Genomic DNA, 13,527 nt, shown 5'->3' with positions numbered 1-13,527 from the left:
CCGTGGCCGCTTTGCATGAAGTGGTCATCATTGGCGGCGGCAACGCGGGAGTGTCGCTGGCGGCGCGGCTGGAGCGGTACGGGGTCAGGGACGTGGCGCTCATCGAGCCCAAGGACCACCACTTCTACCAGCCACTGTTCTCGCACATTGCCGGCGGCCGCGCGCAGGCGAAGGAGGCAGTCCGGAGCCAGGCCGCGGTGATCCCGCCCGGAGTCGAATGGATCCGGGACGCTGCCGTGGACGTGGACGCGAACACCAACACGGTCACGCTGGCATCCGGCTCAACTGTTGGCTACGGGCAGCTGGTGGTCTGCCCTGGGCTGCAGTACGACTGGGACGCCGTGCCGGGCTTGGCCGATGCTGTCCATTCGCCGTACGGCGCCACGCACTACGAGTTTGAGCTGGCATCAAAAGCCTGGACCCTCCTCAGCGGCCTGACCTCGGGGACGGCCGTGTTCACCATGCCTGCCGGCCCCATCAAATGCGGCGGAGCCAGCCAGAAGCCCATGTACCTGGCCTGCGACTACTGGCGGCAACAGGGCGTCCTGGACCAGATCCGCGTGGTGATGGTCCAGCCCTACCCCACCGTGTTCGGTGTGCCCGAGGTGGACCGCGAACTGGACCGGAAGATCGCCGAGTACGGCATCGAGCTGCGGACGGACAGCGAACTGGTGTCCGTGGACGCAGCCCGCCGGGAAGCGACCATCCGCAGCCTCGGCTCAGGCAGCCAGGAAACCGTGCAGTACGACGTCCTCAACGCGGTGCCGCCGCAGTCCGCCCCTGACTGGCTGAAGGCCACCGACCTCCCGGCCCCGGCGGACAAGGGCGGTTTCGTGGAAGTGGACCGGCAGACCCTCCGCCACCTGCGGTACCCCAACGTCTGGTCGCTGGGTGACGCCGCAGGCACTACCAATTCGAAATCCGGCGGGGCGCTGCGCAAGCAGACCAAGGTTGTAGCCAAGAACCTGGTGGCCGCCCGGAAAGGAAAGCCACTCACGCAGAAGTACAACGGCTATTCGGTCTGCCCGTTCACCGTCTCACGCGACACCGTAGTGTTCGCCGAGTTCGACGACCGGTACCGGCCCATGCCCACCATTCCGCGGATCCCCACCTGGAACGAAAGCAAGGCGTCCTGGGTGGTGGACCGCGACGTCTTCCCGCAGGTCTATTGGAACCTCATCCTCAAGGGCCGGGCGTAGGGACCCCGCCGGACCCGGCCCGCCCGTCGGCGGACACCGGCACATCGCCGGCCCGCCACTGGCCGGCCCGCCACTCGTCCGCGAGGACCGCGTAGATCATCTCCGTTGCCCACTGGTCCTTGTAGAACCATTTGTCCACGTGGCGGCCCTCCAGCCGCATGCCCAGGCGCCGGCAGAGCGCGGCGGAGGCAGTGTTGAGTTCGTCCAGCCGTGCTTCGATCCGGCGCAGGCCAAGCTCCCCGAAACCAAGGTCCAGGACCGCTGCCGCCGCCTCGGTGGCGTAGCCCTTACCCCGCGCCTGCGGTGCCATGGACCAGCCCACTTCCGCCTGGCCGCGGCCCGGAAGCCACTTGAGCACCACTTCCCCCAGCAGGCCCGGCTCCCCTGCGGCTTCTATGGCCAGGCAGAGCCAGTCGCCTTCCTTCTCGTAGACGAAGTTGGCGTATTTCCCCACCGACTCCATGGATTTGGTGTAGCTCTTGGCCGGCCCGGGCAGGAACCGGGCGGTCTCCGCCAGCGAGTGGTAGGCGTGGAACGCCTCCAGGTCTCCGGCCTCGAAGCGCCGCAGGACCAGGCGCCCGGTACGGATGGGCAGCGCGATGTCCGGCATTGGGGCGGCTACCGGCCGGAACTTACGACGGCGGCCGTCGCCTCCGCGATGGCGCGCTCCTCGTCGGTGGGAACCACCAGGACGGGGATGGCGGACTGCGGCGTGGAAATAACGCGCGGTTCCTTGGACCGGGCGGCATTGAGGCCGGCGTCGACCTCTATGCCCAGCGCACCCAGGCGGTCGGCGACCAGCGCCCGGAACTGGTGGGAGTTCTCGCCGATGCCAGCCGTGAACACCAGCGCCTTGGCCCCGCCGACGGCCACATGGTAGCCGCCGATGTACTTGGCCAGCCGGTAGGAGGTGACGGCGAGCGCCATGGCGGCTTTGGCGTCGCCGTCCTCGGAGGCCTCCACCACGGAGCGCATGTCATTGTTGCCGGCCAGGCCCTTGAGCCCGGACTCCCGGTTGAGCATGGAGTCCAGGTCCTCGGGTGTCCAGCCGGCGCGGCCCAGGAACACCAGGATGGATGGGTCCAGGTCGCCGGAGCGGGTGCCCATCACCAGGCCTTCAAGCGGGGTGAAGCCCATGGAGGTGTCCACGGAGTGGCCGCCCTGGATCGCCGTGACGGAGGCGCCGTTGCCCAGGTGGGCGATGACGGCGTCGAACTCCTCCACTGGCAGGTCCAGCAGTGCAGCAGCACGGCGCGCGACGTACTCGTGCGAGGTGCCGTGGAAGCCATAGCGGCGGATGCCGTGGTTGGTGTAGAGCTCGTCCGGGACGGCGTAGCGCCAGGCGTGCTCGGGAAGGGTCCGGTGGAAGGCGGTATCGAACACGGCCACCTGCGGCATGTCCGGCCATTTCCTGGTGATGGCGCGGATGCCCAGGACGTTGGCGGGGTTGTGCAAAGGTGCCAGCGGGTTGAGGCGCTCGATGGCGCGGGTGATCTCGTTGTCGATCAGTACCGGCTCAGCGAACCGCTCCCCGCCATGCACCACCCGGTGCCCCACGGCCCCGAGTTCCAGGTCGCCCAGCTCTTCATGGATGGCGGCTTCCACCTGTTCCAGCGCCTCGGCATGGTCCCGCGGGCCCACGATTTCGCCGTCCCCGCCACCGCCGTTGCCCATGCCGATCTTCTCGATCAGCCCCTCGGTCAGCACCGTCCCGGCGGCCACATCGCGCACCTGGTATTTGAGCGAGGACGAGCCGGAGTTGATGACGAGCACGAGCATGCGGGGCCTCCTGGGGCTTGCTTCTGCAGTTCAACCCCCACTATAGGTGGCAGCACTGACAGGAGGGTTTCCTTGCGCATGCAGCCCGGCTGTGCCTATGGTCGGCGGACAGGCTGGACCACGTCGAGAGGACTGTCCCAATGACGAACGACCCCACTTCCAACGAAGAGAAGGATCCCACCAACACCGGATCCAGCAGCACCGCGCCGCTTGGTTCCGAGGGGGGCTCCGGTTCCAAGGACCCTACCGGTGTGGAGGGCTCCAACCCGGCGCTGGACGATACCGGAGACCTCAAGGCCGCCGAAACCGGGGACTCCCCCGAGGCGCCCGAGGACCGTGAAGGCCTGGACCTGACCCCGCAGGGGCTGTCCGATGAGCCGGCCAAGGAAGAGGACGACGACAGCCTCGCCAAGCCGGACAACAGCTAAGCATCACAAAAAGTACGACGGCGGCACCAGGCTTTTCGCCAAAGCCGGGTGCCGTCGTCGTGCTTCCCTAGGCCTGGGCCTGGATGGCTGTGATGGCCACCGTGTTGACGATGTCCTCCACTGTGCAGCCGCGGGAAAGATCGTTGACAGGTTTCCGCAGGCCCTGCAGGACGGGCCCCACGGCGACGGCCCCGGAGCTCTGCTGCACCGCCTTGTAGGTGTTGTTGCCGGTGTTCAGGTCCGGGAAGATGAAGACGGTGGCCTGCCCTGCCACGGATGAACCGGGCATCTTGGATTCCGCGATGGAGGCGTCCACGGCGGCGTCGTACTGGATGGGCCCTTCGACGGCGAGGTCCGGGCGGCGCTCCCGCACCAGCTCGGTGGCCTGCCGCACCTCGTCCACGGCCTCGCCCGAACCGGAGCCGCCGGTGGAGTAGGACAGCATGGCCACCCTGGACTCCACCCCGAACTGCGCCGCCGTCTCCGCGGACGCAAGCGCGATGTCCGCCAGCTGCTCCACGTTGGGGTCCGGGTTCACGGCGCAGTCACCGTATACCAGCACCCGGTCCGGCATGAGCATCAGGAATACCGAGGACACAATCTTCACGCCCTCCCGGGTCTTCACGAATTCCAGGGCCGGCCGGATGGTGTGGGCGGTGGTGTGCGCGGCGCCGGAGACCATGCCGTCCACCACGCCCAGTTGGACCATCATGGTGCCGAAGTAGCTGACGTCCTGCATGATTTCGAGCGCCTTGGCCAGGTCAACGCCCTTGTGGGCGCGGAGTTCGGCGTACTTTTCGGCGAACTGCTGCCGCAGCTCCGAGGTTGCCGGATCCACGATGTTGATCCCGGTGAGATCGATGCCCCGGGAGGCCGCCAGTTCGCGCACGTCCGTTTCGGGTCCGAGGACCGTGAGGTCGCAAACGTCGCGGCGGTGCAGGATCTCGGCGGCGCGCAGGATGCGGACGTCGGTTCCCTCCGGCAGGACCACGTGGCGGCGCTGGGCACGGGCACGTTCGATCAGGTCGTGCAGGAACCGCAGCGGCGTCATCCGTTCCGGCCGGGGCAGGTGCAGCCGCTCCATCAGCTCTGCTTCGTCCACGCGCCGGGACCACAGTCCCAGGGCGGAGGCCACCTTGCGGCGGTGCCCGGACCAGATCTCGCTGCGGACCTCGGACACGCGCCGGGCGGTGGTGTAGGTGTCCGCCCCGGCGGCAAAAACGGGGAAGGGTGCCTGGGCAAGGAGCGGGTAGATGTTGGCGTCCGGGGCGAGCCCGCCGGTGAGGATAAGGGCGGAGGCCACCGGGAACTCCGGCGAGAACGAGGACGCCAGGCAGGCCACCATCACATCGGCCCGGTCCCCCGGCACGATCACCAGGGCGCCCTCTTCCAGGACATTGAGGAAGTTGCCCACGTTCATGGCGGCCACCTTGATGTCCTTCACATCCCGCTCCATGTCCGCCCGGCCGGCGATCTGCCGGACGCCCAGGGCCGCGGCCACCTCGCCGGTGGTGGGGCGGGCGATCTCCTCCAGCTCGGGCAGGACGTAGACGGGACGCTTGGAGGCACCGGGCTTGATGGCGGCGGCGATAGCCTCGACGTCGTCCGGGTCCGCCCGGTTCACCAGGATGGCCAGCAGCGAGCATTTCTCGGCGGCGAGTTCCTTGCGGGCAACCTCGACGGCGGCAGCGGCCTCCGCGACGGTCCGCCCCTTGGCACCCACCACGGCCACGATGGGGGCAGCGAGGTTGTTGGCCAGGCGCGCGTTGAGGTCGAATTCGACGGCGGCGTCCTGGCCCGTGAGGTCCGTCCCCTCCACAATCACCACATCGCAGTACCGGGCAATGTCGGCGAAGATTTCCACGCAGCGGGCGTCGATCTCCTCGCGCTGACCCTCGGCCAGCAGCGTCCGGACCTCCTCGAAGGTGAGGCCGCCCCGGCAGCGTTCATCCTCCAGGGCAAACCGGGACTTCATCAGGGTGACCATGGGGTCCTCGCCGGCCACCGGGCCCTGGACCACGGGCTTGAAAAAGCCGATCCGGTCCGCGTGCCGGTGCAGGGTGTCCGCCAGTCCGAGGGCCACAAGGGACTTGCCCGAGCCCGGGGTGGTTGCGCTGACGTAGATGCCTTTGGCCATGGTCCGCCCTTTGCTGTTTTGCTGGTGCCGGTCCTCCCATCCTTGCACCTCCGGCGCCCCAAGTGACAAAGGTGCGCGCCGCCGTCGCGCGTTCCCGCCCGGTTGCTTTTCCATCCACCGTGCGGCGCGCCGCGGACGACGGCGTGTCCCCCGGTTCGGTGCGCGGAGCGGCGAAGTAACCGGGCGGGAAGGCCCGGGCCGGGCGGCCCCACCCTTGACACCGGACCCCCTTATGGGATTACCTAATGAACATTCGGTAAATAAAGCTGGAGGCAATGACGCATGGCTGAAGCAACACTCTCCGGGGCCACCCACCCCATCCTGGAAAACGACTATGCCTCCGAGTGGATGGGCATCGAGGTCTTGGCGCTCAGCGACGGCCACGCCACCATCCGGATGACCCTCCGGCAGGAAATGCTCAACGGCTTCGGCATGGCCCACGGCGGAATGATCTTCGCCTTCGGCGACACCGCCTTCGCCCTCGCCTGCAACCCGATCAGTCCCGCGCCCGCCGAGGAAAACACCATCACCGTTGCCTCCGGCGTCGACATCAATTTCCTCAAGCCGGCGTTCCGCGGCCAGGTCCTCACCGCCGTGGCAGACCGCCGGTCCAGCGCCGGCCGCAGCGGCCTCTACGACATCCAGATCTTCGCCACCGACGCCCACACCCCCGGCGCGGACCCCGGCACCAGCACCCCGGGCGAGCTCATCGCCGAGTTCCGCGGACGCAGCCGCACCATCCCCAAGAAGTAGGAAAACCATGACCCTGCATGCCCCCGAAACCCCTGCCGCCGCGTCCGTGGACACCGCAGCCATCGGCACCGACGCCGTCCTGGACCGCGAGGAGACCATTTCCCGCGACGAACTCGAAGCGCTCCAGCTCAGCCGCCTCCAGCACACCGTCTCCTACGCTTACCAGCGCGTGCCGCTGTACAAGCGCAAGTTCGACGACGCCGGCATCCACCCGAACGACCTCCGCGAACTGGCCGACCTCGGCAACTTCCCCTTCACCACCAAGGACGACCTGCGCGCCGAATACCCGTTCGGCATGTTCGCCGTGCCGCAGAGCGAAGTAGCCCGCATCCACGCCAGCTCGGGCACCACCGGCCGGCCCACCGTCGTCGGGTACACCAAGCAGGACCTGGCCGACTGGGCCAAGCTGGTGGCCCGCAGCTTCCGCGCCGCCGGCATCCGCCCCGGCATGAAGGTCCACAACGCCTACGGCTACGGCCTGTTCACCGGCGGCCTTGGCGCGCATGCCGGCGCCGAGGCCCTGGGCTGCACCGTGATCCCGATGTCCGGCGGCCAGACCGAACGGCAGATCCAGCTGATCCAGGACTTCAAGCCGGACGCCATCCTGGCCACGCCCACCTACCTGCTCACCATCGCCGACGCCATGGCGCACATGGGCATCGATCCCGCCTCAACGTCACTGAAGTTCGCCGTCCTGGGCGCCGAGCCGTGGACGCAGGAGATGCGGCACGAACTCGAGGTCATGATGAACATCAAGGCGTGCGACATCTACGGCCTGTCCGAAGTGATGGGCCCGGGCGTTGCCGGCGAGGCCGTGGAGACGCAGGACGGCAGCCACATCTGGGAGGACCACTTCCGCCCCGAAATCATCGATCCCTTCAACCCCTTGGCGGGCAAGGAAAACGTCCTGCGGGACGGCGAGCACGGCGAACTTGTCTTCACCTCGCTTACCAAGGAAGCCCTGCCGATCATCCGCTACCGCACCAAGGACCTCACCCGGCTCCTGCCCGGCACCGCCCGCCCGGCACACCGCCGGATGGGCCGCATCACCGGCCGCAGCGACGACATGATCATCCTGCGCGGCGTGAACCTCTTCCCCTCCCAGATCGAGGAAATCGCCCTCCGCATCCCTGAGCTCAGCCCGCACTTCCAGCTCGAGCTCACCCGCCCGGAAGGGCAGCGGATGGACCAGCTGACCGTCCGGATCGAACGGCGGGACGCCGTCACGCTTGAGCAGGGCACGACGGCGGCGCGCGCCTTGAAGGAGCAGATCAAGATCCACGTGGGTTCTTCGTGCACGGTGGACGTGGTGGATCCCGGATCGCTTGAGCGCTCCAACGGCAAGCTCCGCCGCATCTACGACATGCGGCCCAAGGGATAGACGGAGCCGGCGGGCCCGGGCCCCGGTCCGGGCCGACCGACCGTTCATGAGAAACTAGCCACTATGCCCAGCCAGACCACCAGCACCAACGGCGCAGCCGCCAACGGATCAGCCAAGCGCGGCCGCCCCGGCTATGACCAGCAATCCGTGCTGCGCATCGCCGTCGACGTTTTCAACCGCCATGGCTATGACGCGACGTCCATGGGGATCCTCGCTGACAACCTGGGCATCTCCAAGTCGGCCATCTACCACCACGTGCCGTCCAAGGGCGACCTGCTGAAGCTCGCCCTGGACCACGCGCTGGGCGGGTTGGAGTCCATCCTGGAACAGCCCGAGGCCGCCGCAGGCGCCGCCGATGCCCGGCTGGAGTTCGTGCTGCGCCGCACCGTGGCGGTCCTTGTGGAGCGGTTGCCGTTCGTCACGCTGCTGCTGCGACTGCGGGGCAACACCGAGATCGAGCGCAACGCGCTGGAACGCCGCCGTACCTTCGACCACAAGGTTGCCGCACTGATTTCCGCCGCCCGGGATGAGGGTTCACTGCGCCAGGACATCGACCCGCGAACGGTTACCCGCCTCCTGTTCGGCATGATCAACTCCATTGTGGAGTGGTACAAGCCCGGCGGTTCCCTGAGCCCCGGGAAGCTCGCGGACGACGTCATCACCATGGCCTTCGACGGCCTGCACGGGCACACGGCCCCCCCGCCTGACCCGGCGGTCATCGCCACGGCCTGACGCACCCCCAAGTAATAAGGGTGCTTGGTATTTTCCCTGCTTCGAGGCTACGGTGGTAGAAAGCCACTGATTACAGGGAGGTAGGGCAGATGAGCACCCACAAAGAAGAGCCCGACGCAGGATTCATCGTCCCGGATCCGTCCAAGATCCGGGAGGACGTCCCCGGGGATGCGGGCGACGAAGCAAACGTTATCCGCTTCAGCGAGGAGCAGGCCCTGATCGAGGAGCAGTCGCACGGCATCCGGCCGGACACCTACAGCGTCCCCGCCGGCGGCCCCACCATGGACGAGGCCCGCGGCAACATGGACCTCTCCGACCGCAGCGAGTCCGGTAAGGGCACAGGCCGCGAGGACGACAGCAGCGACGACGGCCTGCACGGCGGCGCGGAGTCCTGACGCTCCCGCACTGAACCAGGGGCGGCAATCCGCCCAAGCGCGCAGCAACTTCCAGGCCCGGCGATGGGCAGCCCTGCCCATCGCCGGGCCTGTTCTTGCGCCGTACACTCGAAACCACCAACCGCAGAAAAGCCTTGGCATCTCTGCGGCCCAATAAATCCATACGTTATAGTTACTCGAGTTCGCATCACATCATCAGGGGGAAATCATGATCAGTAACCGCACTTCTTCGCGCCCATTTACCGCCTTGGGCGTCGCCGCCGTCCTGGGGCTGGGCCTGTCCGCTTGTGCAGCAGAGGCGCCTGCGGCCTCCGAAACCCAGCCGTCAACCGAAGCGGCCACATCGGCTTCGGCGTCACCCAGCGGCTCCGCCAGCGAGTCCTCCAGCGCTTCTGCTGCCTCGCCTGCCGGCGCCTCCGGAACCGCGAAGGACCTTACGGCTCCCGGGACAAAGCTCGGCCTGGGCGAAAAGGCAGTCACCCACACCAACACGGGCAAGGATCCGGCTGACGCCAAGTACACGGTAGCCACCTACACCACCAGCGTCACGAAGATCACGGCCGGAGCCGAAGCCGATCTCGCCGCCCTGAAGGATGCTGCGAAGTTCGCCGGGCAGACGCCGTACTACGTCTTCACCGAACACACCCTGGACAGCCTGAGCAAGCCCTCCGCCGGCATCAGCGAACCCCGCCTGAACGCGCAGCTGAAGGATGGGACGGATGCCCAGAAGCTCATCATCATCGGCTCCCTGGACCAGTGCCCCACCAAGCGGTTTGAAACCACCGGCTCAAGTGACAACCTGAGCTACAAGGTGGGCAGCACCATGACCTCGTGCCAGGTCTTCCTCGCACCCGCCGGGGACGAGATCGTCTCCGCGGACTACGCCGATTCCGGCTTCAGCTACGCAAGCTCCAGCGACAACCCGTACCGCAAGAACCCGATCGTCTGGTCCAAGTAGGGACCGGCCCGCCCGGCCAGCGGGCCGGGCCGGCAAACCGACGCAGGGGCGCCCCGATCCGACCGGAGCGCCCCTGCTGCTGTTAATGCTTCCTAGACCTGGTAGTCGGCTGGCCGTTCAGCCGCTCGTTGACGCAGAGGTGGTTGTGGCTGTGCTCATCTTGAGGGTCATGCGGCCACCTCCTACGAGGCAAAATTTTACGCCGGGGCCCCGCGAAACACCCTCCCCCTTTTGCCCCGCACCCCCTCCTGGATTGGGGGCGGCTACTTCTCGACGAGGGTGAGGACGTCGTAAGTGGCCACGATATCGTCACTCTGGTTGGTGAGGACGGCGTCCCAGGCCACCTCGCCGTATTCGTCCGTTTCACGCGGCGTGATCTTCTTCGCGGTGAGGGTCACCCGGATGGAGTCGCCGGCGGCCACGGGCGTGATGAAGCGCAGGTTCTCCAGCCCGTAGTTGGCCAGGACGGGGCCCGGTGCAGGCTCCACGAACAGCCCGGCGCCCCAGGCCAGCAGGAGGTAGCCGTGCGCCACGATGCCCGGGAAGAACGGGTTGGCCTCGGCGGCTTCCTGGTTGGTGTGGGCGTAGAAGGTGTCCCCGGTGGAGTTGGCGAACGCCGTGATGTCCTCCAGGGTGACCTGCCGCAGGTCCGAGCGGACGGCATCGCCGATGCGCAGGGTCTCCAGGTGCTTGCGGAACGGGTGCGTCCCCTCAGTGTGTACCGTGAAGTTGCGGTCCGCTCCGGTGTGCCAGACGCCGGTGACGGCGGTGAGCATGTTGGGCGAGCCCTGGATGGCGGTGCGCTGCATGTGGTGCAGGACGGAGCGGATGCCGCCGAGCTCCTCGCCACCGCCGGCGCGGCCGGGGCCGCCGTGCACCAAGTGCGGAACGGGTGAGCCGTGGCCGGTTGAGGTGCGGGCGTCTTCGCGGTTCAGCATGAGGACGCGGCCGTGGTGTGCGGCAATGCCGGTGACCAGTTCGCGCGCCACGTCGGGATCGTTGGTGCACACGGAGGCCACCAGCGAGCCGCCGCCGCGGGCAGCAAGCCGGACGGCATCGGCGAGGTCCGTGTAGCCCACCACGGAGGAGACCGGGCCGAAGGCTTCGAGGGAGTGGAGCGCCTCGGCTTCGGGATTGTTCCAGTTGAGGACAACGGGGGCCATGAAGGCGCCGGCGTCCACCACTCCGGTGGTTCCGTCGGCGGAGGTGACCGACGGCGAATCAAGGGTCCCATACGCAAGCTCACCGCCGGCGTCGAGCATGGACTGCACGGCCGCCCGGACGTCCTCCAGCTGTTCCACGGACGCCAGCGCACCCATGGTGACGCCCTCGGCGCGCGGATCGCCCACCACCACACGCTCCTGGATGCGCTTGCCGATGGCGGCGGATACCGCGGGCACCAGCTCCTGCGGCACGATGGCGCGGCGGATGGCGGTGCACTTCTGGCCCGCCTTGACGGTCATCTCGGTGACCACGGATTTGACGAAGGCCTCGAATTCCGGGGTGCCCTCCACCGCGTCCGGGCCGAGGATGGCGGCGTTGAGGGAGTCGGTTTCGGAGGTGAACCGCACGCCGCCCTCCACCACGTTAGGGTGCGCCTTCAGGGACTTGGCGGTGGCGGCGGACCCGGTGAAGGACACCAGGTCCCGGTAGTCCAGCACGTCCAGCAGCCCGCGGACAGAACCGGAAACCAGCTGCAGCGACCCCTTGGGCAGGATGTTGGACTCCACGATGGCCTTCACCACGGCGGCGGCAACGTAGCCGGTGGGGGTGGCGGGCTTGACGATGGTGGGCACGCCGGCGATGAACGCGGGGGCGAACTTTTCCAGCATGCCCCACACCGGGAAGTTGAAGGCATTGATCTGCACTGCGACGCCGGGAATGCGGGTGTAGATGTGTTCGCCGGCGAAGGATCCGTCCTTGGACAGCACCTCCATGGGCCCGTCCACAACCACCTGCGAGTTGGGCAGTTCGCGCCGGCCCTTGGAGCCGAAGGTGAAGAGCACGCCGATGCCGCCGTCGATGTCCACCATGGAATCGATCTTGGTGGCGCCGGTCTGGTAGGAGAAGCCGTAGAAATGTTCACGGCGGGCGTTCAGGTACTGCGCCAGCTCCTTGAGCTTGAGGGCGCGCTGGTGGAAGGTCAGCTTGCCCAGCTCGGCCTGGCCGGTGGTCCGGCCATATTCCACGGCCGCTGCGAGGTCAAGTCCCTCGGTGCTCACCTTGGCCAGGAGCTCGCCCGTGCTGGCGTCGCGCACCGGGGTGGCAGCGGCGGAGCCGGTTTCGGGCGTCCACCAGGAGTCCATAATGAAGCTGGGCACCGTCTCCACGGTATCGAGCGTGGCGTGGGGCGCTGTGGCAGTGGTGGTCATCGTTGACGGGTCCTTCCAACAAAAGGGGCAGACAATCGGCGCATCATTACTGACCGTCCGTTCGGTAATATAAGTACCATACAGGAATGTCCCCGCACCGCACTAGGAGAGCACATGAGCGACGCCGCCCCGCACCACTCCCCCACAGAGCATGAACTGTGGAAGATCACCCTCGGTGAGCTCGACGAGAAGATGGGGGTGAAGATCCTGGAGGAGTCCGTGGAGCGGGTGGTCGCCACCATGCCCGTGGAGGGAAACCGGCAGTCCTTCGGCCTGCTGCACGGTGGCGCTTCGCTGGCGGTGGGTGAGGCCGTGGGTTCGTGGGCGGCAGTCATCCACGCGAGCACCATGGGCAAGACGGCGGTGGGCATCGACGTCTCCGCAACGCACCACCGCTCCGCCCGGGAAGGCCAGATCACCATCACGGCCACGCCCATCCACCTGGGCGGCACACTGACCACCCACGAAGTACTCATCACCAACGAGGCCGGCCAGCGGCTCTGCACCCTGCGCATCACCAACCTGCTGAGGAAGCACAAACACCAGGCAACAAAGATTTTTCCCGGCCCTGCATCCAAGGACCCCCTCCCCGGGGTATTAAGCGCGTAAGCACAAACAGCCCGGCCACCGGGCATCCTTCAAGGAGTTTGATATGCGCAAAATCAGCTACGCCGCCGGAGCACTTTCACTCGCAGCCTCGTTGGCCTTCGCCGCCCCCGCCCAGGCCGGCGGATGGCACCATGATGACGACCCCGCCCTGCTGTCCGTACTGCATGGCGTTCCGGACCTGACCGTGGATGTGTGGGTCAACGGGGCCCTCACGCTGGATGACTTCACGCCCGGCACCCTGGCGGGGCCGCTGGAACTGGCCGCCGGTGACTACCAGATCGCCATCACCGCCGCCGACGCCACCAGCGCCGACAACCCGGTCATCGGGCCCGTGGACGTGGAGCTCGAAGAAGGCGGCAACTACACCGCCGTGGCCCACCTCAATGCCGACGGTGCCCCCACCGCCACGCTCTTCACCAACGACACCAAGGCTCCCCGCAACGACCGCAAAGGCAAGCTGACGGTCCGGCACGTAGCGGCAGCTCCCGCCGTGGACGTTCTGGCCGGTGGGAAAGCGGTCATCGAAGGCCTGAGCAACCCGGACGAGGCCACGCTGAAGCTCAAGGCCGGCACCTACTCTGCTTCGGTGGCTGCAGCCGGAACCACCGATCCTGTGATCGGCCCGGCGGACGTCACCGTCGAGGGCGGGAAGAACACCATCGTTTACGCGTGGGGAAGCCTCGCTGACAAGACCTTGAAAGTGGCTGTCCAGGTGGTTGACGGCGCGAACAGGTGGCACGGCCACCACTGACCGCCGGCCACGCCGCTTTCCTGCGCCGGAAGG

Annotated in this window: 13 protein-coding genes; 9 read left to right on the top strand and 4 right to left on the bottom strand. The window is 67.5% G+C overall.

Features of this window, described 5'->3' with window-relative positions; translation table 11 throughout:
• The first annotated feature begins 2 nt into the window (after positions 1-2).
• Positions 3-1,199, top strand: a complete 1,197-nt coding sequence (locus QE394_RS13935) for an FAD/NAD(P)-binding oxidoreductase (protein WP_349034815.1) — start codon at positions 3-5, stop codon at positions 1,197-1,199.
• On the opposite strand, the gene QE394_RS13930 is transcribed toward QE394_RS13935, so the two are convergent.
• Together QE394_RS13930 and QE394_RS13925 are read right to left on the bottom strand one after the other, a co-directional pair.
• Positions 1,183-1,809 (bottom strand): GNAT family protein, encoded by a 627-nt coding sequence (locus QE394_RS13930; protein WP_349034814.1) that lies wholly within the window; start codon positions 1,807-1,809, stop codon positions 1,183-1,185. The genes QE394_RS13935 and QE394_RS13930 overlap by 17 nt on opposite strands.
• An 8-nt stretch (positions 1,810-1,817) precedes the next feature.
• A complete protein-coding gene (locus QE394_RS13925; protein ID WP_268156273.1) occupies positions 1,818-2,978 on the bottom strand; it encodes an acetate kinase in 1,161 nt (386 codons plus the stop codon).
• Positions 2,979-3,118: 140 nt separating this feature from the next.
• Between QE394_RS13925 and QE394_RS13920 the strand changes: the two genes are divergently transcribed.
• Positions 3,119-3,406 (top strand): hypothetical protein, encoded by a 288-nt coding sequence (locus QE394_RS13920; protein ID WP_056076141.1) that lies wholly within the window; start codon positions 3,119-3,121, stop codon positions 3,404-3,406.
• Positions 3,407-3,473: 67 nt separating this feature from the next.
• Here the strand turns inward: QE394_RS13920 and pta are convergent, their stop codons facing one another.
• A complete protein-coding gene (pta, locus tag QE394_RS13915; RefSeq protein ID WP_349034813.1) occupies positions 3,474-5,543 on the bottom strand; it encodes a phosphate acetyltransferase in 2,070 nt (689 codons plus the stop codon).
• A gap of 282 nt (positions 5,544-5,825) precedes the next feature.
• On the opposite strand from pta, the gene QE394_RS13910 reads away from it, so the two are divergent.
• From QE394_RS13910 to QE394_RS13890, 5 genes are all read left to right on the top strand, one after another.
• Positions 5,826-6,296, top strand: coding sequence for a hotdog fold thioesterase (locus QE394_RS13910; protein ID WP_056076147.1), 471 nt, complete (start codon positions 5,826-5,828; stop codon positions 6,294-6,296).
• Positions 6,297-6,303: 7 nt separating this feature from the next.
• Positions 6,304-7,677 (top strand): phenylacetate--CoA ligase PaaK, encoded by a 1,374-nt coding sequence (gene paaK / locus QE394_RS13905; protein WP_056076150.1) that lies wholly within the window; start codon positions 6,304-6,306, stop codon positions 7,675-7,677.
• Between the two features lie 63 nt (positions 7,678-7,740).
• Positions 7,741-8,409, top strand: a complete 669-nt coding sequence (locus tag QE394_RS13900; RefSeq protein ID WP_349034812.1) for a TetR/AcrR family transcriptional regulator — start codon at positions 7,741-7,743, stop codon at positions 8,407-8,409.
• Positions 8,410-8,498: 89 nt separating this feature from the next.
• Positions 8,499-8,804 (top strand): hypothetical protein, encoded by a 306-nt coding sequence (locus QE394_RS13895; RefSeq protein ID WP_056076156.1) that lies wholly within the window; start codon positions 8,499-8,501, stop codon positions 8,802-8,804.
• Positions 8,805-9,012: 208 nt separating this feature from the next.
• Positions 9,013-9,762 carry a hypothetical protein gene (locus tag QE394_RS13890; RefSeq protein WP_349034811.1) on the top strand — a complete coding sequence of 250 codons (750 nt, stop codon included), beginning with the start codon at positions 9,013-9,015 and terminating at the stop codon, positions 9,760-9,762.
• A 263-nt stretch (positions 9,763-10,025) separates the two neighbouring features.
• Here QE394_RS13890 and paaZ read toward each other — a convergent pair whose 3' ends face one another.
• A complete protein-coding gene (gene paaZ, locus QE394_RS13885) occupies positions 10,026-12,134 on the bottom strand; it encodes a phenylacetic acid degradation bifunctional protein PaaZ (RefSeq protein WP_349034810.1) in 2,109 nt (702 codons plus the stop codon).
• A gap of 114 nt (positions 12,135-12,248) precedes the next feature.
• On the opposite strand from paaZ, the gene QE394_RS13880 reads away from it, so the two are divergent.
• Both QE394_RS13880 and QE394_RS13875 read left to right on the top strand, forming a co-directional pair.
• Positions 12,249-12,743 carry a hotdog fold thioesterase gene (locus tag QE394_RS13880; protein ID WP_349034809.1) on the top strand — a complete coding sequence of 165 codons (495 nt, stop codon included), beginning with the start codon at positions 12,249-12,251 and terminating at the stop codon, positions 12,741-12,743.
• Positions 12,744-12,786: 43 nt separating this feature from the next.
• Positions 12,787-13,494: a DUF4397 domain-containing protein gene (locus QE394_RS13875; protein WP_349034808.1), complete on the top strand. Its 708-nt coding sequence runs from the start codon at positions 12,787-12,789 to the stop codon at positions 13,492-13,494.
• Positions 13,495-13,527: the final 33 nt, after the last annotated feature.

It is taken from the genome of Pseudarthrobacter sp. SORGH_AS 212 (assembly GCF_030818145.1).
Taxonomy (GTDB): Bacteria; Actinomycetota; Actinomycetes; order Actinomycetales; family Micrococcaceae; genus Arthrobacter.
The sequence above is the reverse complement of the archived record's forward strand: the minus strand, read 5'-3'. Positions and strand labels throughout refer to the sequence as shown.

Bases quoted from the DNA above. Each gene is read 5' to 3' on its own strand.
- QE394_RS13930 (WP_349034814.1), bottom strand. From the start codon at position 1,809: ATGCCGGACATCGCGCTGCCCATCCGTACCGGGCGCCTGGTCCTGCGG.
- QE394_RS13925 (WP_268156273.1), bottom strand. From the start codon at position 2,978: ATGCTCGTGCTCGTCATCAACTCCGGCTCGTCCTCGCTCAAATACCAG.
- QE394_RS13920 (WP_056076141.1), top strand. From the start codon at position 3,119: ATGACGAACGACCCCACTTCCAACGAAGAGAAGGATCCCACCAACACC.
- pta (WP_349034813.1), bottom strand. From the start codon at position 5,543: ATGGCCAAAGGCATCTACGTCAGCGCAACCACCCCGGGCTCGGGCAAG.
- QE394_RS13910 (WP_056076147.1), top strand. From the start codon at position 5,826: ATGGCTGAAGCAACACTCTCCGGGGCCACCCACCCCATCCTGGAAAAC.
- paaK (WP_056076150.1), top strand. From the start codon at position 6,304: ATGACCCTGCATGCCCCCGAAACCCCTGCCGCCGCGTCCGTGGACACC.
- QE394_RS13900 (WP_349034812.1), top strand. From the start codon at position 7,741: ATGCCCAGCCAGACCACCAGCACCAACGGCGCAGCCGCCAACGGATCA.
- QE394_RS13895 (WP_056076156.1), top strand. From the start codon at position 8,499: ATGAGCACCCACAAAGAAGAGCCCGACGCAGGATTCATCGTCCCGGAT.
- QE394_RS13890 (WP_349034811.1), top strand. From the start codon at position 9,013: ATGATCAGTAACCGCACTTCTTCGCGCCCATTTACCGCCTTGGGCGTC.
- paaZ (WP_349034810.1), bottom strand. From the start codon at position 12,134: ATGACCACCACTGCCACAGCGCCCCACGCCACGCTCGATACCGTGGAG.
- QE394_RS13880 (WP_349034809.1), top strand. From the start codon at position 12,249: ATGAGCGACGCCGCCCCGCACCACTCCCCCACAGAGCATGAACTGTGG.
- QE394_RS13875 (WP_349034808.1), top strand. From the start codon at position 12,787: ATGCGCAAAATCAGCTACGCCGCCGGAGCACTTTCACTCGCAGCCTCG.